Consider the following 25117-nt stretch of genomic DNA (forward strand, 5'->3'; position numbering starts at 1 on the left):
AGGGGCAGCGTCCCCGCTCAGCGCGGCCCTCCCTCCAGCGCGGGCAGGAGGGTCCCCAGCGCCCGCGTCACGTCACGCGAAAGACGGCCCAGGTGAAAGGCGTCTCCTGAAGCCCGTTCCACCACGCCGCCCACCCCTACCACGAGGAGGGCCAGCACCCGCCCGCCCCCATGCCGGATGCAGACGCCGTCCCTGCCCCGCAGCGCGGCCCGGTCCTCCGGCGCGAGGGTCGCCCAGGCGGGGTCCTCCGGGGTCAGACCGAGGTGCGCGGTGGGGAGGCCCCGCTTCTCCAGCTCGCCCGCCAGCCAGGTCAACGCGTCTGGCCGCCCGCCGAGGATGCCCTGCTCCAGGTGGGGCCGGGGGGCGTTGTAGCGAATCGCTCGCCCGTCGCGCCGCCGTAGGTCGCCGCCCAGCGCCCGCAGCAGGGCGTGCCCACCCGCCAGGTCCCACTCGGAACGCGGACTCATGGAAAAGGTCACGTCGGCCTCGCCCCCCGCGATGCGGGCCAGCTTGAGGGCGATGGAGCCGCTGGGGGCCATGCCGGGGAGGTCGTGCGCGTGCAGCTCGCGCTGGAACTCGGTGTCCGAGACGCTGACGACATACTCGCCCCGGTCGCTGAACCCGGTCGTCTCGCCGTTCCGCGTGACCCCCAGGCCCACGGCTCCGGCGAACAGCTCGTCCGTCGCGGGCGCATACACCACCCCCAGCACCGGCTCGCCGCCCACCGCCAGGCCGATGCTGACGGCGTAGTCGGGGCTGCCGGACGCGAACTCCTTCGTGCCGTCGATGGGGTCCACTATCCACACCCGCTCGCGCCTCAGCCGGGCCGGGTCGTCGGCGGCTTCCTCGCTCAGGAGGCCGTCCCCCGGAAAGGCCGAGCGCAGCCCCGCCAAAATCAGGTCGGAGGCCTCGTGGTCGGCGGCGGTGACGAGGTCGTCGGCCCCCGTCTTGGGCTGGGCGGTGACCCCCCGCCCCAGGTGCGCGAGCAGCCGCGCTCCGGCCTCCCGCGCGAGGTGCGCCGCGACATCAAGTTCTCGTTCCAGGGTCACGCCTCCGAAGATACCCCCCCGGCCCTGCCTAGTTCCCCCGCGTTGACGCCCCAGGGTGCGCCCGTTACACTTCCCGGCATGAGTGCGGCCCGCGTCACCCCCGTGAACGTGAATGACGACCCCCGGTAGGGGACGTCTTGCCGCCGCATCGCCGCGCCCCCGACCTCCCCTTGCCGGAGTCGGGGGCTTTCCCTTTCCCCCTTTTCCCCTTTCGCCGAGCCAGCCCACAGCCAGGAGGCCCCCCATGACCCCAGTCCCCGTCTCAGCTCTGCCCCGCACCCTGACCTCGGCCCTGCCTGCCCACGCCGGAGAGACCGTCCGGTTGCAAGGCTTCCTGCACGCCCGCCGCGACCTGGGGGGCGTGCAGTTTTTGGTGCTGCGCGACCGCGCCGGAACCGTGCAGTGCGTGGGGAGCGGGCTGGAGCTGCCCCTCCCCGAAAGCAGCATCGAGGTGGTGGGCCGCGTGGCCGCTCACCCCAAGGCCCCCGGCGGCTTTGAGGTGCAGGTCGAATCCTTCCGGGTGCTCACCCCCGCCGCCGAGCCGCCCCCGGTCGAGATTCCCAAGCTCGAATGGCACGTGAACCCCGAAACGCTGCTCGACTACCGGGTCGTGACCGTGCGCGGCCTGCGCGAGCGGGCGGTCCTGAAGGTGCAGGCCGAACTCGTCGCCGCTTTCCGCGAGCACCTGAGGGCCGAGGGCTTTACCGAAATCAGCACGCCCAAAATCGTCTCGGCGGGGGCGGAGGGGGGCGCGAACCTCTTTCCCCTCGACTACTTCGGGCACCCGGCCTACCTCGCGCAGAGTCCGCAGCTCTACAAGCAGATTTTGGTCGGCGTCTTCGAGCGCGTCTTTGAGGTCGCGCCCGTCTACCGCGCCGAGGAGCACGCGACCTCCCGCCACCTCAACGAGTACCTCTCGCTGGACGTCGAACTCGGCTTTATCGAGTCCGAGGAGGACGTGATGGACGTCGAAACCCGCCTGCTCGCGGCCATCATGGAGCGGCTGCGCGAGCACGCGGCCCCCGAACTCGCCCTGCTGGGGGCCACGCTGCCGCAGGTGCCCGCCCGCATCCCGCGCATCCCCCTCCTGGACGCCCGGCGGCTCGTCGAGGAGCGGTACGGCCACCCGGTGGGCGGCAAGGACCTCGACCCGGAGGCCGAGCGACTCCTCTCGCAGCACTACGCCGACGTCGAGGGGAGTGAGTTCGTCTTCGTGACGAAGTACCCCCGCGCGGCCCGGCCCTTTTACGCCTACCCGGAGGAGGGGGGCCTCACGCGGGGCTTTGACCTGCTCTTCCGCGGCATCGAAATCACGTCGGGCGGGCAGCGCATCCACGAGTACCCCATGCTGATGGAGTCCATCGCCGCCTACCGCCTCAACCCGGAGGCGCTCGCGGGCTACGCCGAGGTCTTCAAGTACGGGATGCCCCCCCACGGCGGCTTTGCCATTGGGGCCGAGCGCCTCACCGCCCGGCTGCTGGGGCTGGGCAACGTGCGCTTTGCGCGGGCGTTTCCGCGCGACCGCCACCGACTGACGCCCTGAAGGCCTGGGCGGGTGGGGCCGGAGAGCAGCGTATCCTCCTCTCATGACCCACCCGGATCCCTCCCCGGCGGACACCCCCGAACTGGCCCCCCAGCCGCCCGCCGCTTCCGCCTACAGCTCCCTCGACCCCGCCGCGCTGCGCCACCCCGACAGCCTGAAGTGGACCCACTACCCAGAGGACGTGCTGCCGCTGTGGGTCGCCGACATGGATTTTCCGGTCGCGCCCGCCATCGTGGAGGCCTTGCAAGAGCGCCTAGGGCGGGGGTTGGGCTACGGCCAACTCTTCGGGGACGAGCGGCTCATCGCCGCCCTCCAGGACAAGATCGCGGGGTATGGCCTGGGGGAGCTGCCGCGTGAGGGCTTCTCCTTCACGCCGGGGGTGGTGCCCGGCATCTACGCGGCGGTCGCGGCCCTGAGTGCGCCGGGCGAACCGGTCCTGACCATGACGCCGATTTACTACCCCTTTCACCAGGCGGTGACGAACCAGGGCCGCCGGGTGGCCGCCGCGCCCCTGCGCGAGCCGGAGGGGCCGGGGGGGCGCTGGAACATCGACTGGAACGCGCTGGAGGCCGCCGCCCCCGGCTGTCGCCTGCTGCTGCTGTGCCACCCCCACAACCCCAGCGGGCGCGTCTGGGACAAAGAAGAGCTGGCGCGGCTGCGCGACTTCGTGCTCCGCCACGACCTGCACGTCATGTCCGACGAGCTGCACGCCGACCTGCGGCTCTCCGACGTGCCCTTCGAGTCCTTTGCCGCCGACCCCCGCGTTCAGGGCCGCACGGTCACGCTGACGGGGCCGGCCAAGGCCTACAACACGGCGGGCCTGGGCATCGGCGTGATGGTGGGCCATGACCCCGAACTGGTGAAACGGGTGCGCGGGGCGGCGGGCGGCTTGATGGGCCACCCCTCTACCCTGAGCGTGGCTGCGTGGCGGGCGGCGCTGGCGGGGGCGGGGCCGTGGCTGCGCGACACGGTCGCCTACCTGCGCGGCAACCGCGACGTGATGGCCGCTTTCGTGGAGGCGCGGTTGCCCTGGGCGCGGTTCTCCCTGCCGGAGGCGACCTACCTGGGCTGGCTGGACCTGCGGGCACACCCCCGCGCCGCCGAGATGCAGGAGTTCCTGCTCACGGAGGCCAAGGTCGCCGTGCAGGGCGGCCCCCTCTTCGCGCCGGAGGGGGAAGCGGAGCGCTATCAGGGCTTCGTGCGGGTCAACTTCGCCACGAGCCGCCCCCTCCTCCTCGGGGCGCTGGAGCGAATGACGGCGGCGCTGGAGCGGGAGGCCCCGGCAGCCGTAGGACCGTGAGGTTTGGACCGCTGGCCGCCCTTTGTCGGTAGAGCGCGGCGGGCAAGGTCTGTTCAGCTCCTCCCCCTTGAGGGGGGAGGTCGGGAGGGGGTAAGCGGCCCCGGCGTCCCCGAACGCGCGGTTCTCAATCCCGCCTGTCGGCCTGGCCGAACGGTCCGTTCTCCTGCTGACCCTCCGCCACCAACTCGCGCAGCCGCTCGATGAGGGGCCGCAAGCGCCCCCGCCGCAGCTTGAGGGCGGCGCGGTTGACGACCAGCCGGGCCGAGGAGTGAAAGAGGACGTCGCGTTCCTCTAACCCGTTGGCCCGCAGGGTGCCGCCCGTCTGCACGAGGTCCACCACCGCGTCGGCGAGGCCCGTCAGCGCGGCGAGTTCGATGTTGCCCGACAGCTTGACGACCTCGGCGGGAATCCCCTGCGCGGCGAGGTAGGCGCGGGCCGAGCGGGGGTACTTGGTAGCGACCTGGTAGACGGGGCCGCTCGCCCCCACCTCGCGGATGTACGAGAGGCGGCAGGCCGCAAAGCGCAGGTCGACCGGCTCGAACACCGCCCGCCCCGACTCGACGAGCACGTCCTTGCCGACGATGCCGAAGTCGGCGACGCCGAGGTCGACGTACACGGGCACGTCCTGATTGCGCAGCTCCAGCACCGTCAGCCCCGGAAACTCGTGCCGCAGCGCCCGCGAGGGGCCGGGCAGCGCGAGCGGCAACCCCGCCCGTGCGAGGAGCGCCGCCCCCTCAGTCAGGATGCGGCCCTTGGGGAGGGCGAGGGTGAGGTGCTCTGGGCCGCGGGCGGAAGCCGGGGTCATGCGGCCCCCTCCCCGTCGCGCAGGGTCTGGCCCTGCGCCCAGCGGCGAATGCCCCGCGCCCGGCAGTAGGCGAGCAGCTCGGCCCGGTCCTCCGTCCAGGCGAGTTCGGCGGTCAGCCCCAGCGAGCGGGCGTGCTCGGCTCCCGCCCGGTCGAGGGCGAGCACCACCTCCGGTTCGGGGGGAAGGCCCCGCGCCGCCACCTCGGTCAGGCGCTCCAGCCCCACCGCAAAGCCCGCCCCCGGCAACCCACCGAGGTCGTAGCGCCCCCCGCCCAGCAGCGGCTGACTCAGCCCCGGCGCGTAGGCCCGGAAGGTCAGCCCGGTGTAGTACCCGTAGCGGCGGCTCGCGCCGAGGTCAAAGAGCAGGTCTTCTCCGGCGAGCGCCGCCACCGCCTCCAGGTGCGCCACCGCCGCCCGCGCCCGCTCGCCCCGCGCGAGGCCGCCCGCCTGCGCGAGCACCTCTGGCCCGCCGTAGAGGTCGGTGAGCTGATGCAGGGTGCGGGTGACCCCGGCCTCCAGCCCGTGCCGGGCGGCGAGGAGGTCCACGTCCGCGCCGCTCTTGCGGTCGATGGCTCCATGCAGCGCTTCTCTGGCGGCGGGCGCGAGGCCCGCGTCCTCCAGCACGGCATCTACAAATCCGGGATAGCCCACCTCCAGCACGGCGGGCACGCCCACCACCTCCAGCGCCCGCTGCCCCAGCGCGAGCAGCTCGGCGTCGGCCTGCGGGGTCGCCACGCCAATCAGCTCTACGCCGACCTGGGCAAACTCGCGCAGCCGCCCCAGCTCGCTCGTCAGCGCCCGCAGCCACAGCCGCCCGCCGTATTGGAGCCGCAGCGGAAATGGCCCCCCGGCAAAGTGCGAGCGCACCAGCCGGCCTATCGCCGTTGTGAACTCGCCCCGCAGGGCCAGCACCTCGCCGCCCACGTCGATGAGCTTAAAGGCGCGGGCATCTTGCGGATGCCGGGGGTCGGCAAACTCCAACGCGGGCACGTCCACCCCCCGGTAGCCCCAGGCCGCGAACTCGGCGGCCAGCCGCCCGCGCAGATGCTCGCGCTGCGCCCACTCTGGCGGCAGCACGTCGCGGGTGCCTTCGGGAACAGCGGGACCGGGGAGGCGGGAGGAAAGACTCACGGGCGGTATTAAAGCATTCGCGGGGAGCGGCGGCGGCTGGAGGTCGGGACGCTCAGGCCCCCGCAGGCCCGCTACCCTATCCCCATGACCCGCCCCCCGACCTCCAGCCGCACCGACAAAGGTGTGCGCGGCTTTGACCTCGACCTGCACGTCACCTTTGCCCAGGCTCTGCCCCGTGAGCAGGCCCTTGCCGTGCTCGCCGCCGCCGAGGGCTTCACGGTGGAACTGTACGCTCCCCACGACCAGCCCGCCGCTCCGGTGCCGTCGGCCCGCCTGACGGGGCCACTGCGCGACCCGGAGACGCTGCGGGCCGTCCTGGTGGCCTGGCTGCACGCGGAGGCCCGCAGTGTGGAAGGCGGCCTGCGCGGCTACCTGCGCTCGGCGTCCGGACAGACCGACTGGATGCCCTGGCGACGCACCGCCGTCCTGCCCCGCGCCGGGGCCGAGCGGGTGCTTTTCGAGGAGGGCGTGAGGTACGTGCTGGAATAGTGAAGTCGTGGGGCCTGCCCTCAGGCGCTGAGCGGCAGCACCAGCGCCCGCGCCTTGAGGGTCCCGCTCGCTTCCTGGTGCAGGACAAAGACATTGAGCCGCACGTCAGGCCGCAGCAGGTAGGGGAGCAGGGAGGTGTCGAGCGTTCGCAGCGCCCGCTCGCCGTGGGCTTCGGGGTCGGTCGCGGGCAGGCCGCGCAAGACCAGCACCGCCCGCTCTCCGCTGCGGCTGCGCCACAGGTCCGCCTGGCCTAAGCGGTCAATGCCGTGGTGGTCGCGGTACTCGAAGGGGTGGGCCTGCCTGACAAGCTGCATCGAAATCACACTCCAGAAAAGCAAGAGGGCCGAAAAAGAGGCCAGAGAAAAGCGGAGGAGGAGGGAAGAGACGTCGCCACGTGGGGGCACGCGGCGGGCGGCGGCTGGCCAGGAGGCCACGGCGCGGGGGTACCCCCCCAGGGTACCGAGCGGGGCGGGGGCGGGCGAGTGGCCTTTGTCCCGCCGCGCGGCTGCCCCAGGTCTGCGTGGCTCGCGGCCTGGCTCACGGTCGGGTGGGGGAAGGGCGCGGCACAATGGCGCGGTGACCCTCCCCCACCACGCAAAGGGCGGCGTGCCGGAGATGCTGCGCGAGTATCAGGGCTATGTGCTCGCGCATCGTCTGCGCCGGGCGGTGGGGGGGCGGCTGGCCCCAGCGGGCGAGGTGCTCAGTCTGGCCGGGTACGCGGCGCGGCGCATCGAGCGCCAGGACCTTGCCCGGCGGCTGGTGCGCGGCGAGCTGCCGCCGGGGGGCATGGGACGGCTCGACGCCCTCTCGAACGAGCTGATGTTCGGCTTTTGGCTCAATCCGGCGGAAGTGGCGGCCTTTTTGCGCGGGGCGCTGCGGCAGGGCGGCCATCCGGCGCTGAGCGACCCCCGCGCCTTTGCCGACCTCCTGACCTCTGCAGAGCGCGAGCGACTGGGCGAGGCGGGGGTGCGGCTGGTGTGTGCCCACCACCTGAGTTGCCTGAGCCTGGCTGCCCCCATGCTCGACCCCGACGCGCTCGCGGGGGTCTGGGCGCGGGTGGAGGCGACCACGCCGCCCCTGTTCGTGGACGAACTCGCCCAGGCGGGGCGAGCGGGATGAGTGCGCTGGGCGACCTCCTGCGGGCGCTGCTGCCCCGCCCCTGTCCCGGCTGCGGCGCGCAACTGGGCCGCGAGCGCGGGCTGTGCTCGGCGTGCTGCGGGGGCCTGACTCCCCGTGTGGAACAGCACTCGCCCCTCTCGCCCCAGCCCGTGCCTCACCTCGTCTCGCTGGGGGGGTACCGGGGGGTCACCCGCCGGGCTGTGCGGGCGCTGAAGTTCGGTGGAGCGCGGGACCTCGCGGCGGTGTTGGGGGAGCGGCTGGCGGCGGGGGTACCGCCACAGTGGGGGGTGCGGGCGGTTGTCCCGGTGCCGCTGCATCCCTCCCGCGAGCGTGAGCGGGGCTTTAACCAGGCCGCGCTGCTCGCGCAGGCGGTGGCCGCCGAGCTGGGCGTCCCCTGCGTGCCCGCCCTGCGCCGCACCCGCGCCACCGCGCAGCAGGCCCGGCAGCACGGAGCTGAGCGCCTGCGCAATGTCGCCGGAGCCTTCGAGGCAGAGGCGGGGTGGCGGTCCCCCGCTGGGGCGCTCCTGCTCGTTGATGACGTGTTGACCACCGGGGCGACCCTGGGGGCCTGCCGGGACGCCCTGGCCGCGGCGGGGGCCGGGCGGGTCTATGTCGCGGTGGTCGCTCACGGCGCGGGGGTCTGATGGAGGCTTGCTCGGCTGCGCAACTTGGAAAATCCGCTCGGATGATTCCCCAGCATTATCGCAAGTTGGTCTGGGGGAGGCGGCCCGCTGAGGGGCAGTTCAAGGTACACCTCACCTGCTCCCCGTCCCCGCCGCCTACGGTAGAGGCATGACCCGCAACACCGACCCGCAGGACGGCAGCCACTCCAACGACGGCAAAGGCCAGGGCAAGCGCAACTCCGGTGGTAACAAGGGCAGTGCCAACGACAAAAACGGCGCTGGCCGCCGCAACGGGAGCGAGAGCGGCGGCGGCAAGACGAATAAAAAGGATTCCTGAGCTTTGCCCCTGGAGATTGGTCCTCACCTGGCCCCCTTACCCTGGGGGCATGAAGCGTACCCTCCTGCTCTCGCTTGCCGCCAGCCTGCCCGTCACGGCGGCGGGCCAGGCGCTGAAAGTTCTCGATGACAAGCGCCTGCCCTTTAGCCTTCAGCTTCCCGCCGACTGGTACGGCTTTCAGGCCGCCGACGGGGCGCAGGGCGTCAGCGTGGTGTCGGCCCAAAAGCCCCCCGCGACCCTGATGCGCTTTCTTTTTCTGGGCAAGGGTGGCAAAAACGCCGACCTCGGCACCGAGTTTCGCAACTTCGAGGCGGGCGTGAAAGCGACGGGCGGCACGCTGCGGCTGATTGGGGGCAAGAACAGCGCGTATGGCGGCGTGCGTGGCGCAGAGCGCGTCTACGCCCTGAAGCATGCTGAGGGCGAACTGCGCATGCGGGTGTGGTTCGGCAACGGCGCGAAGAACCTCTACTCCTTCCAGGTCACGGACAGCGCCGCCCGCTTTGCGAAGAGTGACGCTCTCTTCAAGCGGGTGCTGGGCACCGTGCGCTTCCGGTGAGGGCCGCGTGCGCCGCCTGCTTCTGAGCCTGGCGCTCGCCCTGCTGGGGGACGCGGAGGCGGGGAACCGCCTGGACGTGGAGCGGGTCGCCTTTTCCCCAGACGGCACCCGCGCCCTCGTCGTGGAGGCCGGGACCCTGGACGGCAGCGGCTTCGGGGCCGCCCGGCTGTGGGTCCTGAGCACGACCACAGGAGCGGTGCTGCGCCGCGCCCAAGCCCAGGCCGAAGCCCCCGACCCTGCCCCGATTGTGTCGCGGCTGCTGCGGCAGGAAGCGGGCGTGCTGCGGCAACACGCCCTGAATCCGGCGCGGGCAGCCCAGCCCGTCTATGCCCGGACCTTCCCGGTGATGGCCCCGGTCTGGGCCGAGGGCACGGGGGCGGGCACCACCCTGATTCGCCCCGTGCGGCTGTGGACGGTCCCGGTGCCCGTGGCCCTGCGCGTGCAGCCACTCGCGTCGAGCTGCCGCTGGCGCGACCTGCTCCCGCCCGGCGAAGGCCCCACCGGATTCACCCTCACCGTGCGCGACCAGGTCATTCACAGTGACCGGGTGCTGCCGCCAGAGCGCGAGTGCGCTGCCCGCTACGCCCTCGACCGCGTGTACGTGCAGGGCAACCGTGCGGTCTTTGTGGTGCGGGCTTACACGCCGGGCTTCGAGGGACCGAATGCGGAGGTGGTGCCGGTCGCGGCGCGGCTGCGCTAGCGGCGCTCGACCCGCTCCAGCAGTGCCCGCACCGCGTTCAGCTCGTCCCCGTTCACGCTGTGGCCCAGGCCGGGATATACCCGGTCGTCGACCGCCGCCCCGCGCGAGCGCAGGTGCGCGGCGCTCTCCTGAAAGCGGGAGAGGGGAATGTGAGCGTCGTCGGGGGCCACGCCCATGAAGACGGGGAGGCCCGCGAGGTCACCCCCCCGGTCCAGCGTAATGAGGCCGCCGCTGAGCGCGAACACGCCCCCCAGGGGCCGCCCGGTGCGGCTGGCGTACTCCAGCGCGAGGCAGGCCCCCTGCGAGAAGCCGCCCAGCACCACCCGCTGCGGCGGAATGCCCCGGCGCTCCAGCTCGGTCAGCACCGCGTCCACTGTCGCGAGCGCCCGGTCGAGGGAGGGCTGGTTTTGTTCGACCGGAGCCAGGAAAGAGCGGGGGTACCAGGAGTTCCCCGGCGCTTGCAGCGCGAGGTAAGCGTAGGCGCTGAGGCCGAGTTCATCCGCGAGCGAGAGGATGCCGGGGGCCGTGCCGCCCCGCCCGTGCAGCAGCACCGCCGCGACCCGCGCTTCGCTGGGGGGCCGCCCGGCGGTATACACCTCCACCCCCGCTTCCGGGGCGCTGGCGGGTGCGGCGGCCCCCAGGTCGCGGGATACGGGATTGCCACTCGCTTCGCTCGGTGGATTCTCTGGAATCCCCGCAATGGGGAATGACCCCAACGCCGTGCCGTACTCGCGGTTCACGATGCGGGGCAGCTGCGCCTCGATGCTCGCCCGCTGCTCCTCGAACTGCGCGGGCAACCGCAGGTGCCGCCCCAGTTCCTCCATCCCCTCGTCGGTAGTAAAGCCCGGTCCGTCGGTGGCCAGTTCGAACAGCACGCCTCCCCGCTCGCGGAAGTACACCGAGCGGAAGTACTGGCGGTCTTGCACGGGCGTGGGGCGGTAGCCCGCCGCGCTGAGGCTCCGGCGGAAGGCTTCTTGCTCGGCGTCGTCCCTGAGGCGCAGGGCGACGTGATGAATGCTGCCCGTGCCGAAGCGGCCCCGCGGCTGGCCGGGCCGCTCCACCACGTCTACAGATTGGCCCGCAGATTGGCCCGCCCCGTCGCCCGCTGCCCGGAAGCGGGTGCGCGTGCCCTCGGTGCCGGGTTCGCTGCCTTCCTCGGCAAAGCCCAGATGCCCCACCAGCAGTTCGCGCACCGTCTGGGCGTCCTGCACCCAAGCCGTCACCGAGTGGAAGCCGCGCAGCTCGTGCTCGGCGGGCACCGGGCTGCCCGGCCAGCGCTGAGCCTCGCCGCCCTCCCCGAAGACCAGCTCGACCCAGGTGCCGTCGGGGTCCTCCACCGTCAGGACCGGCTGCCCGAAGCGCTCACTCCAGGTCGGCGCGAAGCCGTGCTCGCGCAACCGGGCCTCCCAGTACCCTTCGCTGCCGTGTGGGGCGAGATAAGCGGTGGCGACCACCTCGCCGTTGCCCCGCACCCCCCTTTTCGCCCCCGGCCAGGGAAAGTGGGTCATGACCGTGCCCGGCTGCCCGGTCCGGTCGCCGTAGTAGAGGTGGAGGGTGCCGGGGTCGTCGAAGTTGACCGTCACCTTGACCAGCTGTTGCCCCAGCGTTTGCGAGTAAAAGTCGATGTTGCGCTGCGGGTCTTGGGCCATCGCCGTGACGTGGTGCAGGCCCCGCAGCGGGCGGGTGCCGGGAAGGGGGGAGGGGAGCGTCATGCCCCCAATATAGTTCAATGTCAAACCATTTGGATTTGAACCGGAGAGGCTCCTTCCTCCGGGTGGGGCAGGATTCAGGCGGGGTCCGGGGCGGTGGGGGCAGCGTGCGTCAGCGAGCGCCCCAGCTTGCGCGAGAGGGCCGCAAGCTGGGCGAGTTCGTCGGCGCTGAGGGCCGCAAAGACCTCGCGGACCGCGCGCACATGTTCCGGCAGCACCCGCTCGATGAGGGCCTCACCCGCCGGGGTCAAAAAGACGTTGCTGACCCGGCGGTCGTGGGGGTCGCGCTCGCGCCGCACCAAGCCGCCGCGCTCCAGGTTGTCAATGACGAGGGTGAGGTTGCCGCTGGAGCGCAGAATCTTCCCCGCGAGCTGGCGCTGGCTCAGCGGTCCCAGGTGGTAGAGGGCCTCCAAGACGCCGAACTGGCTGACCGTCAGGCCGTGCGCCGCCAGGTGCCGGTGCGCCGCGCCCTCCACGGCGTGCGCGGCCCGCCACAGCTTGATGTAGGCGTTGAGCGCGGCGCGGTCTTCAGGGCTTCCGGCATAACGGGTGGGCATTGCCCCGCTATGGTGGCCCGGCGCGGGGAAGAGCGCAAGGGCGGAGTGAGGGTCAGCCCCGCGCTTCCTCGGTCGCCAGCCGGATGCACGCCGCCAGTCCCTGCATGGCGAGGCGGACTTCCTCTAGGGGAGGGCGGGTGGGGGCGAGGCGCAGGTTGCGCCCGGTGGGGTCGACCCCACCCGGATAGGTCGCCCCGGCGGGGGTGAGGCTCAGGCCCGCCGCGTTCGCCAGCTCGACCACCCGCGCCGCGACGGGTTCGGCGGTATCCAGGCTGATGAAGTACCCCCCCCGCGGCAAGCGCCAGGTCGCGTACTCGCTGTCCTCTCCGAGTTCGGCCCGCAGCACCTCGTCGACGGCGCGGAACTTGGGCGCAATGAGGCGGGCGTGGTCGCGCAGCAGCCCCTCTAGCCCGCCGGGATAGCCCTCCAGGAACTTGACGTGCCGCGCTTGCTCGACCTTGTTGGGGCCGATGCTTTGGGCACCCAGGTATTCGGACAGCCAGCGCACATTGTCCTCGCTGCTGCCGACAAAGCCCAGCCCGGCCCCCGCAAAGGTGATTTTGGAGGTCGAGGAAAAGACAAAGGCGCGGTCGGGGTGCCCGGCGTCGCGGGCCAGGGCGACGAGGTTGACGGGGTCGTCGTGCTCGCCGGGGTCGGCACAGAAGTGGTGGCCGCGGTAGGCGTCGTCGGCGAAGAGGGTGAAGTCGGGGGCCGCCGCTCGCAGCGACACCAGCCGCCTCGCCTTTTCTGGGCTAAGGCTCTCGCCGCCGGGGTTGGAGTAGGTCGGCACGAACAGCAGGCCCTTGACCGCCGGGTCCCCTGCGGCCAGCCGCTCGGCGGCTTCCACATCGGGGCCGTCTGCCTGCATGGGCACGGGCAGCAGCTCGAAGCCCAGCTTTTCAAGCAGCAGGAAGTGGCGGTCGTAGCCGGGCACGGTCACGATCATCTTGGGCCGCTCATGTATCCAGCCCCCCCGCGACCCCCGGACCCCGTGCAGCAGCGCAAAGGTCAGCACCAGCCCTTGCAGCTCCAGGCTGGAGTTGTTCCACACCAGGACGTTTTCGGCCTTGAGGTCGAGGTACCGCGCAAACAGCGCCCGCGCCGAGGGCAACCCCGCGACGCCGCCGGGGTAGTTGCGCAGGTCGAGGCCGTCCATCCGGTAGTCGTCCTCTCCCAAAACGCTCAGCAAGCCGTTGGAGAGGTCAAAGTCGGCATCCGACGGCTGGCCACGCTGCATGTTGAGGGTCAGGCCCCGCGCCCGGAAGGACTCGTAGGCTTCGCGGGCCGCGCCCAGCGCCGGGGAGGTGGCTTCTTTCGTCATGGCTCCACGTTACCCGCCCGGCACCGGGGAGGGGAGGGGGCTGCTTAGGAGGGGGGAAGATGCCCTATCCTGCGGCGGCTCGCCCGCACGGGCGTGTCCTATCCTGGCCTCGCCCCTTGGCCCCATCTCTTTTTTCAGCGTTGCCCAACAGGAGATTTCCAATGCAGTACGTCGTGACTCGCCCCCGCGTGGGCGTCTTTATCGATACCCAAAACCTCTACCACTCGGCCCGCGACCTCCTGGAGCGCACGGTCAACTTTGAAACGGTCCTGCGCGAGGCGGTCGCCGGGCGCGAACTCATTCACGCGATTTCGTACACGGTGGAGCGCGAGGGAGAGGCGACCGCGCGGCCCTTTATCTACAAGCTCTCGGCGCTGGGGTACAAGGTGCGCCGCATGAACCTCACCCTGCACCACGTCGCCCCCGATGGCCGGGCCATCTACGAAGGCAACTGGGATATGGGCATCGTGGCCGACATGGTGCGGCTGATGGACCATCTCGACGTGGTGGTGCTCGGCAGCGGCGACGGCGACTTCACCGACATCGTGGAGGTCTTGCAGGAGCGGGGCAAGCGGGTTGAAGTCATCGCCTTTCGCGAGCACACCGCCCAGCGGCTGATTGACGCCGCCGACCGCTTTACCCACCTCCCCGACCTGGAGGGCGCGCTCATGCCCGCCCGCCCGAAAAACGGCGCGAGGTCGGGTGGGGAAGAGGCCTGAGATGCCGCCCGACCCCGACGCTGTTCTCGCCCGGCTGCACTTCGAGTTGCCGCCGGAGCGCATCGCCCAAACGGGGGCCGAGCCGCGCGACGCTTCTCGGCTGATGGTGGTCGGCGAACAGATTGAACACCACATCTTCCGCGAACTCCCGGACCTCCTGCGGCCCGGCGACCTCCTCGTCTTCAACGAGAGCCGGGTGATTCCGGCCCGCGTGATGGCCCGCAAGCCCGTCGTGGAAGGCGGAGGCGGCGGCCAAATCGAAGTGTTGCTGCTGCGCGAGGAAGCGTTGCCGGAGCTGGGGCCGAACGTCTGGTCGGCGTACCTCAAGCCCGCCAAACGCGCCGGAAACGAGCTGTGGCTGGGCCAGCCGGGGGGAGCACAGCACCGCGCCGAGGTCGTCGGCGTGCTGGAGGACGGGGCGCGGCTGCTGCGCTTTGAGCACGACATCAAGCCCCACCTGGACGACATCGGGCGGCTGCCGCTCCCGCCCTACATCGCAGCGGGCGACTCGGACGAGACCTGGCGCGAGCGCTACCAGACCGTCTACGCCCGCGAGCCGGGCAGCGTGGCCGCGCCCACGGCGGGCCTACACTTCACGCCGGAGTTGCTCGCGCGGCTGGAAGCGCGGGGGGTGGGGCGCGTGGCCCTCACCCTCCACGTCGGGGCGGGCACCTTCAAGCCCATCACCGGACCCGTCGCCGAGCACGTCATGCACGCGGAGCGCTACACCATCCCAGAGCCGACGGCGGACGCCATCAACCGGGCCAAAGCCGAGGGTCGCCGCGTGGTCGCGGTGGGCACCACCACCGTCCGCGCCCTGGAGAGCAGCGCCAGGGAGGACGGCACCGTCTACCCTGGCGAGGGCGACACCCGCATCTTCATCACGCCGGGCACGCGGGTGCGGGTGCCCGACCTCCTGGTGACCAACCTGCACCTCCCCGGCTCGACACTGCTGCTGCTGGTCGCCGCCTTTGCCGGAGAGGAGCGCATCCGGGCGGCGTATGACGCGGCGCTCGCGGGGGAGTACAGGTTTTATTCGCTGGGAGACGCGATGCTGCTGGAGAAGGGCTGGTAGTTTGTGGCGTGTGGCTTGTAGAGGTTTCGCGGAAGCCTTAGCCCCTGCTTCCCCCTTCTACATGCCACGCGCTACCCGCCACAAGCCCGCGTCAGCGTCACCGTCGCCGCCTCCCGCACGAAGCCCAGCCGCTCGTTGATGGCGAGCATGGGGCGGTTGACCGGGTGGTTGCTCGTGCGCGAGTGAGTGTAGCCCCGGCTCAATGCCGCCCGCGCCGCCGCGAGCTTGAGGGCCAGCCCCAGCCCGTGCCCGCGCCACGCGGGGAGGACTCCGGTCAGGCCGTTGTGCAGGGTGCCGGGCCGGGCGGGGAGAGGTTGGGCCAGTTGGCTGGTGCCCACCCATTCGCCACTGGGGGCAACGGCCACGAACAGGCCCTCACGCTCGATGCCGTTTCCGAACCGCCGTTGCCACACCTCGAAGGGCCAGGGTTCAATGCGCCGGGTGCTGGGCACATCCGCCAGCAGCGCAATGGTCAGCTCGTAGTAGCGCCGCTGCTGCGCCTCGTCCCAGGGGCCGAGGTCGGTCAGGGGGAGGAGGCGGAACCCGGCCTCGCGCACCCGCGCCTCCTCGTCGGCAAAGGCCGTGAAGTCCAGCGCTCGCAGGTCGAGGGTGGAGGGCCACATCCGGTCGTGCTCCTGCCAGCCCCGCGCGAGCAGGAAGGGGAGGTCGGGGGTGTCTTCCTTCACGCGGGTGACGGCGGTGTGCGCTCCGGCCACTGTGACGGTCTCCAGTCCCTCAGCCCACAGCGCCTCCCGCACCGCGTCGTCCGGGCGCAGGGTGTGGACGACGAGTTGCAGCCAGCCCTCGAAGCTGTCCATGCGGGGCAGTTCGGTCTCCAGAGCGCCCACGACCTCCCCGTCCGCCCATCCCAGGCGCCGGGTGTGGTGCTCGCCGGGGGCACGGGCCGCGTCGAGGCGGTGCAGGTCGGCGGCAGAGACGGGCGCGTCGGGGGTCGCGGCATTGACGGCGGCGGCGAAAGCTTCTGCGTCGGCAGGCTGGAAGGTGAGGTGAATGGATGTGGCGGCGCGTTCCATAGGGCAGAACAGCACAGGGCGCGGGTGGCCGGACATCCGCCGTTTGGCGCAGTGCCCGCCCCGTCAGCCTCTCTATACTCGCCTCCATGACCCAAGCGCCGCCTGCACCCGTTCAGAGCGACAATCCGCTGCTGAATATCGGCTTCCGCATTCCCTTCGACCAGATTCGTCCCGAACACGCCGAGAGCGCCGTGGACACCCTGCTCGCGCAGACGCAGGAGCGGGTCGAGCACCTCGCCCGCGCAGGCGAGCGGGCTTACGCCGACTTCATGGACGACCTCGACCGGCTCACCGAGCAGCTCGACACCGTGCGCGTGATTGTGAGCCATCTCGACAGCGTGGTCTCCATCCCCGAATGGCAGGAAGCCAAGCGGGCCATCCTGCCCAAGGTGACCGAGTTCTACACCAGCCTCAGCTTGCATCCGGGGCTGTGGGCGGCGCTAAAGGGCTTCGCGGAAACGGAAGCGGGGCGGAGCCTCGACCCCGTGCGGGCGCGGCACCTCAAGCTCACCCTCGACGAGTTCCGCCGCCAGGGGGCCGACCTGCCGGAGGCGCAAAAGGCCCGCTTGCTGGAGGTCAACACCCGCCTCGCGCAGGTCACGAACGACTTCGCCAAGAATGTCCTCGACGCGACCGCCGCCTTTGAGCTGTACGTGCCGACCGAGCGGCTGGCCGGGGTGCCGGAGCGCGTGCAAGAAGCGACCCGCCTCGACGCCGAGAAGCACGGCCAGCAGGGCCACCGCCTGACCCTGCACCTGCCCACCCTGGAACCCATCCTGACCTACGCCGACGACCGCGAGTTGCGCCGAGAGCTGTGGCTGGCGCAGAACGCGGTGGGCACCGGGGAGGGGCGCGATAACCGCCCCCTCGTGGGCGAGATTCTGCGGCTGCGCCGGGAGCAGGCCCGGCTGCTGGGCTTCCGTGACTTTGCCGACTACGTGCTCGAAGACCGCATGGCGGGGAGCGGCGAGCGGGCGCTGGCCTTTGAACGCGACCTCGAAGCCCGCGTCCGGCCCTTTTTTGAGCGCGAAAATGCCGAGCTGGACGCCTTTTACCGCGAGCAAGCGGGAGGGGACGCTCCCCCCCTGGAAGCCTGGGACGTGGCCTACTGGGCCGAAAAGCAGCGGCAAGCCAAGTACGCCTTTGACGAAGAAGCGCTGCGGCCCTACTTCGCGATGGACCAGGTGCTCGCGGGCCTTTTTGAACTTTGCCGCCGCGTTTTCGGCATCACGGTGACCGAAGCCGAGGCCCCCGGCTGGCACCCGGAGGTGCGCTACTACGACATTCACGATGAGGCAGGCACCCATCTCGCTTCCTTTTACACCGACTGGTTCCCCCGCGATACCAAGCGGGCGGGTGCTTGGATGAACGCTTTCTTGACGGGCGGCCCCCGCGACAGTGTTGATGAGAAGGGGGGCTTCGAGCCGCACCTGGGCCTGATGTGCGGCAACATGACCCCGCCTTCCGGCGACCGCCCCGCGCTGCTGTCGGTGCGCGAGGTCGAGACGGTCTTCCACGAGTTCGGGCACCTGCTGCACCACGCCCTGTCGAACGTGGAAGTTCGCAGCCTCAGCGGCACCCGCGTCGCCTGGGACTTCGTGGAGCTGCCCTCGCAACTCATGGAAAACTGGGTGCTGGAGCGCGAAGCTCTCGACCTCTTCGCTCGGCACTATCAGACGGGCGAGCGCCTGCCTGACGACCTGTTCGAGAAGCTGGTCGCCGCCCGCAACTACCGCGCCGCGAACGCCACCATGCGCCAGCTCTCCTTTGGCACGGTGGACCTGGAGCTGCACGTCACCTTTGACCCGGACGCGCCGGGGGCCGACCCGATTGCCTTTGCCCGCGACATCATGGCCCGCTTTTACCCCTACGCGCTCCCAGAGGATTACGCCCGCATCGCGCAGTTCGGGCACCTGTTCTCCAGTCCGGTCGGGTACGGGGCGGGGTACTACTCGTACAAGTGGGCCGAAGTGCTCGACGCCGACGCCTTTAGCCGCTTTGCGCGAGAAGGCATTTTCAACCGCGAAACGGGGCGCTCGTACGTGGACACGATTCTGAGCAAGGGCAACAGCAAGGACGCCGCCGAGCTGTACCGCGATTTCATGGGGCGGGACCCGGACGCCGAGGCGCTGCTGCGGCGCAGTGGGTTGGTCGAGGCGTAAACGCTGCTTTGGCTTCGGGCCTCTGCCTTCGGGTGGGGGCCGATTTTTTGGAGCAGTGTTTCTTGATTGCGGTTGGCCCCCACCCCCAGCCCCTCCCCCCAGACTCGTAGAGCTGCGAAGCAGAGGGGGCAGGGGAGCAGCGCTGCGCTGGGCAAAGGTCGTCTCCCCCTGTTCTGACTCTGTCTGCCCCGTCCCCGTTTCCCCCTCCACGCCCTGCTTCGCCCCATTGGAAGGCCTCGGCGCTGCCGCGCCGAACAGCTCGTCTGCCTGGAAAGTGGACTCGCAAGGCGAGAACGTTGAGATCGGCTGACACAGGAAAAAGACGGCTTTTGCGATGGCCATGCGGTGCCACTCCCTCCCTCCTTGTGGGGGACTTGCAAAGCTGCGCAGCAGAGGGTTGGGGAGGGGGGTGGCAAGCGCAGCTTGCCCTTCCTGGTAGCTACCGCTTCCCGCCCAAAGCTCCCCCTCTCCGCCCTGCCCCCCATGCCCTACCATCTCCCCGTGACCCTGGACTGGCGCGAACATGCCTCGGCGCGGCGGGCGCGGCCCCCGCAGGTGCGCGGGGCGGTGGCGCGGCCCCGGCTGCTTTCGCTGCTGACCTCGGCGCGGGTGCTCGCGGTGGTGGCCCCGGCGGGGTACGGCAAGACGACGGCACTGGCGGCGCACCTGCCAGAGCTGGGAAGGGTGGCGTGGCTGACGCTGGACGTCGACGACGCCGACCCGCAGGTCTTCGTGGCGGGGCTGGCGGTGGCGGTGACGGGGCTGCCGGGCGGCGAGGGGCCGGGGGCGCTGCTGGACGCGGGGGCGACGCCCCGCCGGGTGGCCGCGCGGGTGGCCGACGTGCTGGACGCGGCGGGGGCGCTGCTGGTCCTCGACGAGGCCGGGCACCTCGCCGGACCGCTGGCGGGAGACGTGCTGCGCGAGTTGCTGGGGGGGCGGGTGGCGCTGCTCTCGCGGCTGCCGCTGGAGCATCCGGCCCTGACCCGGTTGGAGGCGGAGGGCGAACTGCGCCGCCTCAGCGCCCCCGACCTCGCCTTTACCCCGCAGGAACTCGGAGCGCTGCTCGCCGCGCAGGGGGTCGGTGCAAGCGCGGAGGAGGTGCGGCTGGCGCACACCCTCACCGAAGGCTGGCCCATCGCCGCCCGCTTTCTGGCGCAGGCAGCGGCGCAGGGGCGGGTGCCCCTCTCGGCGCTGGCAGAACTGGACGGCGGCGAAGCGCCCCTCGCGACCCTCTTTACCTACCTCGCGCAGGAGGTGCTGGGGCCGCTGGACCCCTCGCTGCGGGCGCTGCTCACGCGGGGCAGCGTGTTCGAAGAACTCTCGCCAGACCTGCTGGAAGCCGTGCTGGACGTGCCGGGGGCCGCCACCCTGCTGGGGGCGCTGGAGCGCGGCGGCACCTTCCTGACCCGCACGGGCGAGACGTACCGGGCGCATCCCTTACTCCGGGCACACCTGCGCGGGCTGCTCTCGCCCGGCGAGGCGCGGGAGGTCGCAGCGCGGGGGGCCGAGTACTTCGAGCGCACCGGGCGGCCCCGGCGAGCGCTGGCGGCTCACCTTCAAGCGGGAAATGCGGCGCGGGCAGCGGAGCTGCTCGCCCACTTCGGCGGGCGCTGGCTGGAGGGGGGGCGGGTTACGCTGGTGGCCCGCAGCTTGACGCGGTTGCCGCCGGAAGCCTGGACGCCCGCCCTGCATGCCCTTCTGGGCGACGCCCGGCGGCTCTCTTCCCGCTACGGGGAGGCGCTGGCTGCCTACGCGCAGGCGGACCCCCTCGCGCGGGCGCTGGGAGAAGCGCAGGTGGCGCTGGACACCGTGCAGCCTGAGCATGCTTGGGGGGCACTGGACACGGCGGCGGCCCTCGCCGGGGATGACGAGACGCGGGCGCGGGTGGCCCGGATGCGGGCGGAAAACCACCTCAACGCGGGCGACCTCGCGCGAGCGCTGGAGCTGGCCCCGGCGCTGGCGCGAGGGGCGCGGTATGCCCTGCGCTCCGGCGACCTCTCGCGGGCGCTGGAGCTGGCGCTGGAGGCCGCGCGGGGTGAGGCGGGCGGGGCACGCGCCGCGCAGAACCACCGCGAGGGGCTGCTGCTCGCCAGCTTCCTGCACGCCGCGCTGGGCGAGCCGGGAGAGGCCGCCCGCCGCGCCCGCGAAGGGCTGGCGGAAGGCGAGCGCTTGGAGAGCCGCTTCGTGCAGTCGCTCGCGCAGGCCCGGCTGGGGCACGCCGAGGCCATCGCCGGGGGGGAGGACGCGGCGCGGGCCGCGTATACGGCGGCGCTCGCCCTCGCGCAGGACGTGGTGCCCCGCTTGCAGGTCGAACCCCGCCTGGGCCTCGCGTACCTGGAGGGCCGCGCCGGGAACGTGGCCGAGGCGGCGGCACACGAGGCGGCGGCCCTCGCGGCGGTGGGAGGCGACCACTACGTGGCGGGGCTGACCCGGCTCGTTGCGGCGCTGGGGCGGTGGCAGGGCGGCGACGCGGCAGGAGCGCGGCCCGGCCTGGAGACAGCCCACGCGACCTTTGCCGCTTGCGGCGACCGCTTCGGGTCGGGGGCGGCGGCGCTCGCCCTCTACGCGGCGACCGGGGAGGGTGCCCCAGCAGCGGCGGACGCGGTCGCCGCGTTCCCCTTCCTGCTCACCCGGCGCTCGCTGGTGTCCCCGTTGCCGGGGCGGGCGGCCCGCGCCCGGCTGCTCGCCCGGCTGGGGGCGGCGTCCCCGGAGCGGCAAAACGAGTTGCGCCCCGTGGCGCGGGCGCTGGGGTACCCCGACCTGCCCAGTCCGGACGCGCTGCCCGGCGTGGACGTGCGGGTGCACGTGCTGGGGCGGGTGGCGGTCACCCGCGACCGCCACCCCGCCCGCGAGTGGGGCCGCGCCCGCGCCCGCGACCTGCTCGCGCTGCTGGCGGTGTCGCCCGGTGGCCTGCCCCGCGAGGCCGCGCAAGAAGCCCTCTTTCCCGACGCGGACCCGCAGGTGGGCGAGCGCAACTTCCGGGTGACCCTGCACGCGCTGGGGCAGGTGCTCGAAGAGGGCGTGACGAGCGGCACCTTCCTGGAGCGCGGCGACTGGCTGCGGCTTCTTTCCAGTCCTGACCTGACGGTCGACCTGCACGAGGCGCAGGCCTGGCTGGACGCTTCCCCCGGCACGCCTGGCCGTGCGGGGGCGCTCCTCGCCCTGCCCGGCGAACTCGCCCCCTGCGACCTCGACCCGGTGCAGGCCGAAGCCGAATGCTACGCCGCCCGCTTGCCGGAGGCCCTGGGCGAGGAGGCCGAAGCCGCGCTGCGGGCCGCCCACCCCGACCTCGCCGCCCGGCTCGCGGAGCGGGCGCTGGCCCTCGACCCGGCCTTTGAACCCGCCGCCCGTGCGCTGATGCGGGCCTGGCACGCCCGCGCCCACCCCGCCGCCATCGCCCGCACCTACGCGGCCCTGGCGGCGGCCCTGGCCGAGCTGGGCCTGACGCCCCTGCCGGAGACGGCGGCCCTGTACCGAGCGCTGACGGGAAGCCGGTAGAGGAGAGCTATCAGCCATCAGCTTTCAGCTTTTAGCGGTCAGCTCTGAGCGTGTGTTTGGAAAGAGGTTTGGCCGACAGCCTCGCAGAGCTGATAGCTGAAAGCTGACTGCTGACGGCTGATAGCTCCCCTGCAACGCCCCCGTGACGCCCTCCCCCTACACTTCCCCCATGACCCCTCAAGACTCCCGCGCCGCCCTCGTTACGGGCGGCACCAGCGGCATCGGCTTCGCCATCGCCCGGCGGCTTCAGTCGGATGGCTTGCGCGTGGCGGTCCTCGACCTCGACCGCCCGCCGGCCCGCGAGGTGGCGCGGGAACATGACCTGACCTTTATCGGGGCCGACCTCTCGCGCCGGGCCGACTGCCGCCGCGCGGTGGACGAGACGGTCTCGGCGCTCGGTGGGCTGGACGTGCTGGTCAACAACGCGGGCTTTCAGCACATCGACCCCATCCCCGACTTTCCCGAAGACACCTGGGACACCATGCTCCACGTGATGCTGACCGCGCCCTTCTTGCTCAGCAAGTACGCCTGGGGGTACCTCACGCGTTCCGGGCAGGGGCGCATCGTGAACGTGGCCTCGATTCATGGGCACGTCGCCAGCCCCTTCAAGAGTGCCTACATCAGCGCCAAGCACGGCCTGATTGGGTTCACGCGCACGGCGGCGCTGGAGGCGGGCGAGGTGGGCCTCACCGTGAACGCCATTTGCCCCGGCTACGTCCGCACGCCGCTGGTCGAGGGCCAGATTGCGGACCAGGCCCGGACCCGTGGCCTCAGCCCCGCAGAGGTCGAGCAGAAGGTGATGCTGGAACCCGCCGCCATCAAGCGGCTGCTGGAGCCGGAGGACGTGGCCGCCCTCGCGAGCTACGTCGTCAGCCCCGCCGCGTGGGGGATGACGGGGGCGGTCCTCGACCTCGACCTGGGCTGGACGGCGCGGTAAGCCGCTACTGCGGCTCGCTGCTGAGCACGACCACATAGGCCGTGCCCCGCGCCCCCTGAACGACCGCTGCCCCCGCGTGGGTGTAGCGGGGGTCGGTCAGAATCGCGCAGTGCAGCGGCGAGGCGAGCCACCAGCTCAGCGCCCCTTGCGGGTTCGTCCCCATGTAGATGATTTCGGTTACGCTGACCGCCCGTACGCCGACGCTGGCCGCCCGGACGCGCGGCGTGGTGCCCCCCGCGCCCACATGCGTGACCCCGGCCCGGCTGCTCATATGCGCCGCTTGGTTCCTTGCGGCAAGGGCGTGGGCCGCGCTGACCGTCAGCGCAGCCGCAGTGGGCCGCCGCCCGCTCGCCGGACAGGTCACCCCCTGCGCCCGCGCCGCATTCAGCCCGGCGAGAACCTGCGCTTCGGCGGGCGACTGTGCTGCTGCTGGAAAGGAAGCCAGCGCCGCGAGTAGACCCGCCGCCACCGTGAGCCAGCCACGAAGCATGATGGGCGGCAGCATAGAGGGCGGCGGCGATACGAGAAGTGAAGTGGGGGGCAGACGGGGCGGGGGCGGGGATGGTAGGGGCGGCTAGGTGCTTTGCCGCATGCTCGCGGGCCGGGCCAGCGCGTACCCTGAGGTCACCTATGACCACACTCCCCCCGGACGCCGCCGTACACGTCCGTGACCTGCGCAAGAGCTATACCATCCACGAGAAGGAGCCGGGCTTTCTGGGCAGCCTCCGCGCCTTCGTGCGCCGCCAGTCCCGCGAGGTGGAGGCCGTGCGCGGCGTGTCCTTTGACCTCGCGCCGGGCGAGGTGGTGGGCTTTCTGGGGCCGAACGGGGCGGGCAAGACGACCACCCTCAAGATGCTGTCGGGGCTGCTGCATCCCAGCGGGGGGGAAGTGCGTGTGGCCGGATTCGAGCCGAGACGCCGCCAGAGCGAGTTCCTGCGCCGCATCACGCTGGTGATGGGGCAAAAGCAGCAGCTTATCTGGGACCTCCCAGCTCTCGATTCCTTTCTCGTCAATCAGGCCATCTACGAGATTCCCGACCCACAGTACCGCGCCACCATGCACGAGTTCACCGAGGTGCTGGGGCTTTCAGGCATCCTCAAAAAACAGGTTCGCAAGCTCTCCCTGGGCGAGCGGATGAAGTGCGAACTCGCCGCCGCGCTGCTGCACCGGCCTCAGGTCCTCTTTTTGGACGAACCCACCATCGGCCTGGACGTGAACATGCAGGAATCGGTGCGGGCCTTTATCCGCGACTACAACGAGCGCTACGGGGCCACCGTCATCCTGACGAGTCACTACATGGCCGACGTGACGGCACTCGCCCGGCGCATCCTCGTCATCGACCGGGGCCAGCTCGTCTTTGACGGCGACCTCGCCCGGTTGGTCGAGCGGGCGGGCGGGGGCAAGACAGTGCGGCTGCAACTGCGCCGCCCGGTCACCGCCGCCGCCCTCGCCGCCTACGGCGAAGGCGTGAAGGTGGACGGCCTGAGCGCCGAACTCACTGTTCCCCGCGCGGAAGTCAGCTCCCGCGCCGCCCGCCTGCTGGCCGACCTCGACGTGGCTGACCTGACGGTGGAAGACCCGCCCATCGAAGCGGTGATGGCCGAGCTGTTCGGGGGGAAGGAGGCTGTGCGTGGGTAGCCTGTGGCGCAAGCTCCGTATCCTCTTGTCCACCCGCTTTGCCGAGATGGTGGAATACCGCGCCGAGGTCGTCATCTGGATGCTGTCGGGGACCCTCTCGCTCGTGATGATGCTGGTGTGGATGGCGCAGGCGGCGGCGGCCCCAGACGGGCGCGTGGGTGGGTATGCGCCCGCTGAGTTCGCTTCCTACTTTCTGGGCGTGTGGCTGACCGGACAACTGATGGTGGTCTGGGTGGCCTGGGAACTCGACGTGCAGGTGCGGCAGGGCACCCTCTCGCCCAAGCTGCTGCGTCCCCTCGACCCCCTGTGGGAGCACTACGCCGCGCACGTCGCCGAGCGGGTGGTGCGCTTTCCGGCGCTGCTGGGGCTAATGCTGCTCTTTGCGTGGCTGTCGGGGGCGAGCTTCAGCACCGACCCCCTCCATTACGTCGCGGCGCTGGGGCTGGCAGCGTTGGGCTTCAGCGCCCGCTTCCTGTGGGAGTACTGCTTGGGGCTGCTCGCCTTTTGGACTGAATCGAGCACCAGCTTTCAGGAGGTGGTGTGGCTGCTGTACGCCGCGCTGGGCGGCATGTTTGCGCCGCTCGCCTTCTATCCGGGGTGGGTGCAGAACATCGCCGTGTGGACTCCCTTTCCTTATATGCTGGGCCTCCCGGCGCAACTGCTGGCGGGCAAGGCGTCCCTGGCCGACGCGGGGCGCGGGGCCATCGTGCTGGGCACGTGGCTGGTCGTGTTCTGGTTCGTGCGGCTGGCCGTGTGGCGGCTGGGGCTGCGCAAGTACGGGGCGGTGGGGGCGTGAGGTGGGAAGTGGTGAGTGGT

24 protein-coding genes are annotated in these 25117 nt (G+C 71.5%); 15 read left to right on the forward strand and 9 right to left on the reverse strand.

Annotated elements, in window-relative coordinates; genetic code table 11:
• Nucleotides 1–17: 17 nt before the first annotated feature.
• Complete coding sequence (locus tag H565_RS15170) at nt 18–1049, reverse strand: 3'(2'),5'-bisphosphate nucleotidase CysQ (RefSeq protein ID WP_034409287.1); 1032 nt, start codon at nt 1047–1049, stop codon at nt 18–20.
• A 244-nt stretch (nt 1050–1293) separates the two neighbouring features.
• On the opposite strand from H565_RS15170, the gene aspS reads away from it, so the two are divergent.
• Entirely contained in the window at nt 1294–2592 is a 1299-nt protein-coding gene (gene aspS / locus H565_RS0111040; RefSeq protein WP_034409289.1) for an aspartate--tRNA(Asn) ligase, read from the forward strand.
• 43 nt (nt 2593–2635) lie between these two features.
• Nucleotides 2636–3892: a MalY/PatB family protein gene (locus tag H565_RS0111045; protein WP_027461087.1), complete on the forward strand. Its 1257-nt coding sequence runs from the start codon at nt 2636–2638 to the stop codon at nt 3890–3892.
• A gap of 124 nt (nt 3893–4016) precedes the next feature.
• Here the strand turns inward: H565_RS0111045 and hisG are convergent, their stop codons facing one another.
• Both hisG and hisZ read right to left on the reverse strand, forming a co-directional pair.
• Nucleotides 4017–4697: an ATP phosphoribosyltransferase gene (hisG, locus tag H565_RS0111050; protein ID WP_027461088.1), complete on the reverse strand. Its 681-nt coding sequence runs from the start codon at nt 4695–4697 to the stop codon at nt 4017–4019.
• Nucleotides 4694–5836 carry an ATP phosphoribosyltransferase regulatory subunit gene (gene hisZ, locus H565_RS0111055; protein WP_051363578.1) on the reverse strand — a complete coding sequence of 381 codons (1143 nt, stop codon included), beginning with the start codon at nt 5834–5836 and terminating at the stop codon, nt 4694–4696. The genes hisG and hisZ overlap by 4 nt, the downstream gene beginning before the upstream one ends.
• A 75-nt stretch (nt 5837–5911) precedes the next feature.
• On the opposite strand from hisZ, the gene H565_RS0111060 reads away from it, so the two are divergent.
• Complete coding sequence (locus H565_RS0111060; protein WP_027461090.1) at nt 5912–6316, forward strand: hypothetical protein; 405 nt, start codon at nt 5912–5914, stop codon at nt 6314–6316.
• A 20-nt stretch (nt 6317–6336) separates the two neighbouring features.
• On the opposite strand, the gene H565_RS0111065 is transcribed toward H565_RS0111060, so the two are convergent.
• Entirely contained in the window at nt 6337–6750 is a 414-nt protein-coding gene (locus tag H565_RS0111065; RefSeq protein WP_245576212.1) for a hypothetical protein, read from the reverse strand.
• A gap of 142 nt (nt 6751–6892) precedes the next feature.
• On the opposite strand from H565_RS0111065, the gene H565_RS0111070 reads away from it, so the two are divergent.
• The 5 genes from H565_RS0111070 (at nt 6893) to H565_RS0111090 (ending at nt 9651) form a co-directional block, all read left to right on the forward strand.
• Entirely contained in the window at nt 6893–7435 is a 543-nt protein-coding gene (locus tag H565_RS0111070; RefSeq protein ID WP_342663805.1) for a hypothetical protein, read from the forward strand.
• On the forward strand, nt 7432–8079 hold the full coding sequence (locus H565_RS15175; RefSeq protein WP_034409294.1) for a ComF family protein: 648 nt from the start codon (nt 7432–7434) through the stop codon (nt 8077–8079). Before H565_RS0111070 ends, H565_RS15175 begins: the two co-directional genes overlap by 4 nt.
• Before the next feature lie 148 nt (nt 8080–8227).
• Entirely contained in the window at nt 8228–8395 is a 168-nt protein-coding gene (locus H565_RS16635) for a hypothetical protein (RefSeq protein ID WP_169726676.1), read from the forward strand.
• A 49-nt stretch (nt 8396–8444) separates the two neighbouring features.
• A complete protein-coding gene (locus H565_RS0111085) occupies nt 8445–8951 on the forward strand; it encodes a hypothetical protein (protein ID WP_027461093.1) in 507 nt (168 codons plus the stop codon).
• 7 nt (nt 8952–8958) lie between these two features.
• The gene (locus H565_RS0111090; protein WP_027461094.1) at nt 8959–9651 is read left to right on the forward strand and encodes a DUF2259 domain-containing protein; all 693 of its coding nucleotides are present in this window, start codon (nt 8959–8961) and stop codon (nt 9649–9651) included.
• Here the strand turns inward: H565_RS0111090 and H565_RS0111095 are convergent.
• The 3 genes from H565_RS0111095 to H565_RS0111105 form a co-directional block, all read right to left on the reverse strand.
• Complete coding sequence (locus H565_RS0111095) at nt 9648–11363, reverse strand: VOC family protein (RefSeq protein WP_051363563.1); 1716 nt, start codon at nt 11361–11363, stop codon at nt 9648–9650. The two genes, H565_RS0111090 and H565_RS0111095, sit on opposite strands and share 4 nt — an antisense overlap.
• Before the next feature lie 74 nt (nt 11364–11437).
• The gene (locus tag H565_RS0111100) at nt 11438–11917 is read right to left on the reverse strand and encodes a MarR family winged helix-turn-helix transcriptional regulator (RefSeq protein WP_027461096.1); all 480 of its coding nucleotides are present in this window, start codon (nt 11915–11917) and stop codon (nt 11438–11440) included.
• 52 nt (nt 11918–11969) lie between these two features.
• Nucleotides 11970–13238 carry an aspartate aminotransferase type Ic gene (locus H565_RS0111105; RefSeq protein ID WP_027461097.1) on the reverse strand — a complete coding sequence of 423 codons (1269 nt, stop codon included), beginning with the start codon at nt 13236–13238 and terminating at the stop codon, nt 11970–11972.
• Between the two features lie 161 nt (nt 13239–13399).
• Here H565_RS0111105 and H565_RS0111110 point away from each other — a divergent pair, with 161 nt between their 5' ends.
• Both H565_RS0111110 and queA read left to right on the forward strand, forming a co-directional pair.
• Nucleotides 13400–13957 carry a LabA-like NYN domain-containing protein gene (locus H565_RS0111110; protein ID WP_027461098.1) on the forward strand — a complete coding sequence of 186 codons (558 nt, stop codon included), beginning with the start codon at nt 13400–13402 and terminating at the stop codon, nt 13955–13957.
• Between the two features lies 1 nt (nt 13958).
• Nucleotides 13959–15032 (forward strand): tRNA preQ1(34) S-adenosylmethionine ribosyltransferase-isomerase QueA, encoded by a 1074-nt coding sequence (gene queA / locus H565_RS0111115; RefSeq protein WP_027461099.1) that lies wholly within the window; start codon nt 13959–13961, stop codon nt 15030–15032.
• A 71-nt stretch (nt 15033–15103) separates the two neighbouring features.
• Here queA and H565_RS0111120 read toward each other — a convergent pair whose 3' ends face one another.
• A complete protein-coding gene (locus tag H565_RS0111120) occupies nt 15104–16066 on the reverse strand; it encodes a GNAT family N-acetyltransferase (RefSeq protein ID WP_051363564.1) in 963 nt (320 codons plus the stop codon).
• A gap of 86 nt (nt 16067–16152) precedes the next feature.
• Between H565_RS0111120 and H565_RS0111125 the strand changes: the two genes are divergently transcribed.
• From H565_RS0111125 to H565_RS0111135, 3 genes are all read left to right on the forward strand, one after another.
• Nucleotides 16153–18228 (forward strand): M3 family metallopeptidase, encoded by a 2076-nt coding sequence (locus H565_RS0111125; RefSeq protein WP_027461101.1) that lies wholly within the window; start codon nt 16153–16155, stop codon nt 18226–18228.
• Between the two features lie 501 nt (nt 18229–18729).
• The gene (locus tag H565_RS0111130; protein WP_027461102.1) at nt 18730–21726 is read left to right on the forward strand and encodes an AfsR/SARP family transcriptional regulator; all 2997 of its coding nucleotides are present in this window, start codon (nt 18730–18732) and stop codon (nt 21724–21726) included.
• Nucleotides 21727–21895: 169 nt separating this feature from the next.
• Entirely contained in the window at nt 21896–22663 is a 768-nt protein-coding gene (locus H565_RS0111135; protein ID WP_027461103.1) for a 3-hydroxybutyrate dehydrogenase, read from the forward strand.
• 4 nt (nt 22664–22667) lie between these two features.
• Here H565_RS0111135 and H565_RS0111140 read toward each other — a convergent pair whose 3' ends face one another.
• Complete coding sequence (locus H565_RS0111140; protein WP_034409362.1) at nt 22668–23153, reverse strand: CAP domain-containing protein; 486 nt, start codon at nt 23151–23153, stop codon at nt 22668–22670.
• Nucleotides 23154–23293: 140 nt separating this feature from the next.
• On the opposite strand from H565_RS0111140, the gene H565_RS0111145 reads away from it, so the two are divergent.
• Both H565_RS0111145 and H565_RS0111150 read left to right on the forward strand, forming a co-directional pair.
• On the forward strand, nt 23294–24301 hold the full coding sequence (locus H565_RS0111145) for an ABC transporter ATP-binding protein (RefSeq protein WP_027461105.1): 1008 nt from the start codon (nt 23294–23296) through the stop codon (nt 24299–24301).
• Nucleotides 24294–25097: an ABC transporter permease gene (locus H565_RS0111150; RefSeq protein ID WP_027461106.1), complete on the forward strand. Its 804-nt coding sequence runs from the start codon at nt 24294–24296 to the stop codon at nt 25095–25097. Before H565_RS0111145 ends, H565_RS0111150 begins: the two co-directional genes overlap by 8 nt.
• The last annotated feature ends 20 nt before the right edge of the window (nt 25098–25117 follow it).

Source organism: Deinococcus murrayi DSM 11303, from assembly GCF_000482805.1.
Classification (GTDB): Bacteria; Deinococcota; Deinococci; order Deinococcales; family Deinococcaceae; genus Deinococcus; species Deinococcus murrayi.

Coding starts and splice junctions, on each gene's coding strand:
- H565_RS0111125 (WP_027461101.1), top strand. CDS start 16,153: ATGACCCAAGCGCCGCCTGCACCCGTTCAGAGCGACAATCCGCTGCTG.
- H565_RS16635 (WP_169726676.1), top strand. CDS start 8,228: ATGACCCGCAACACCGACCCGCAGGACGGCAGCCACTCCAACGACGGC.
- H565_RS0111110 (WP_027461098.1), top strand. CDS start 13,400: ATGCAGTACGTCGTGACTCGCCCCCGCGTGGGCGTCTTTATCGATACC.
- H565_RS0111145 (WP_027461105.1), top strand. CDS start 23,294: ATGACCACACTCCCCCCGGACGCCGCCGTACACGTCCGTGACCTGCGC.
- H565_RS15175 (WP_034409294.1), top strand. CDS start 7,432: ATGAGTGCGCTGGGCGACCTCCTGCGGGCGCTGCTGCCCCGCCCCTGT.
- H565_RS0111045 (WP_027461087.1), top strand. CDS start 2,636: ATGACCCACCCGGATCCCTCCCCGGCGGACACCCCCGAACTGGCCCCC.
- H565_RS0111105 (WP_027461097.1), bottom strand. CDS start 13,238: ATGACGAAAGAAGCCACCTCCCCGGCGCTGGGCGCGGCCCGCGAAGCC.
- aspS (WP_034409289.1), top strand. CDS start 1,294: ATGACCCCAGTCCCCGTCTCAGCTCTGCCCCGCACCCTGACCTCGGCC.
- H565_RS0111100 (WP_027461096.1), bottom strand. CDS start 11,917: ATGCCCACCCGTTATGCCGGAAGCCCTGAAGACCGCGCCGCGCTCAAC.
- H565_RS0111140 (WP_034409362.1), bottom strand. CDS start 23,153: ATGCTTCGTGGCTGGCTCACGGTGGCGGCGGGTCTACTCGCGGCGCTG.
- H565_RS0111120 (WP_051363564.1), bottom strand. CDS start 16,066: ATGGAACGCGCCGCCACATCCATTCACCTCACCTTCCAGCCTGCCGAC.
- H565_RS0111060 (WP_027461090.1), top strand. CDS start 5,912: ATGACCCGCCCCCCGACCTCCAGCCGCACCGACAAAGGTGTGCGCGGC.
- H565_RS0111135 (WP_027461103.1), top strand. CDS start 21,896: ATGACCCCTCAAGACTCCCGCGCCGCCCTCGTTACGGGCGGCACCAGC.
- H565_RS0111085 (WP_027461093.1), top strand. CDS start 8,445: ATGAAGCGTACCCTCCTGCTCTCGCTTGCCGCCAGCCTGCCCGTCACG.
- queA (WP_027461099.1), top strand. CDS start 13,959: ATGCCGCCCGACCCCGACGCTGTTCTCGCCCGGCTGCACTTCGAGTTG.
- hisG (WP_027461088.1), bottom strand. CDS start 4,697: ATGACCCCGGCTTCCGCCCGCGGCCCAGAGCACCTCACCCTCGCCCTC.
- H565_RS0111095 (WP_051363563.1), bottom strand. CDS start 11,363: ATGACGCTCCCCTCCCCCCTTCCCGGCACCCGCCCGCTGCGGGGCCTG.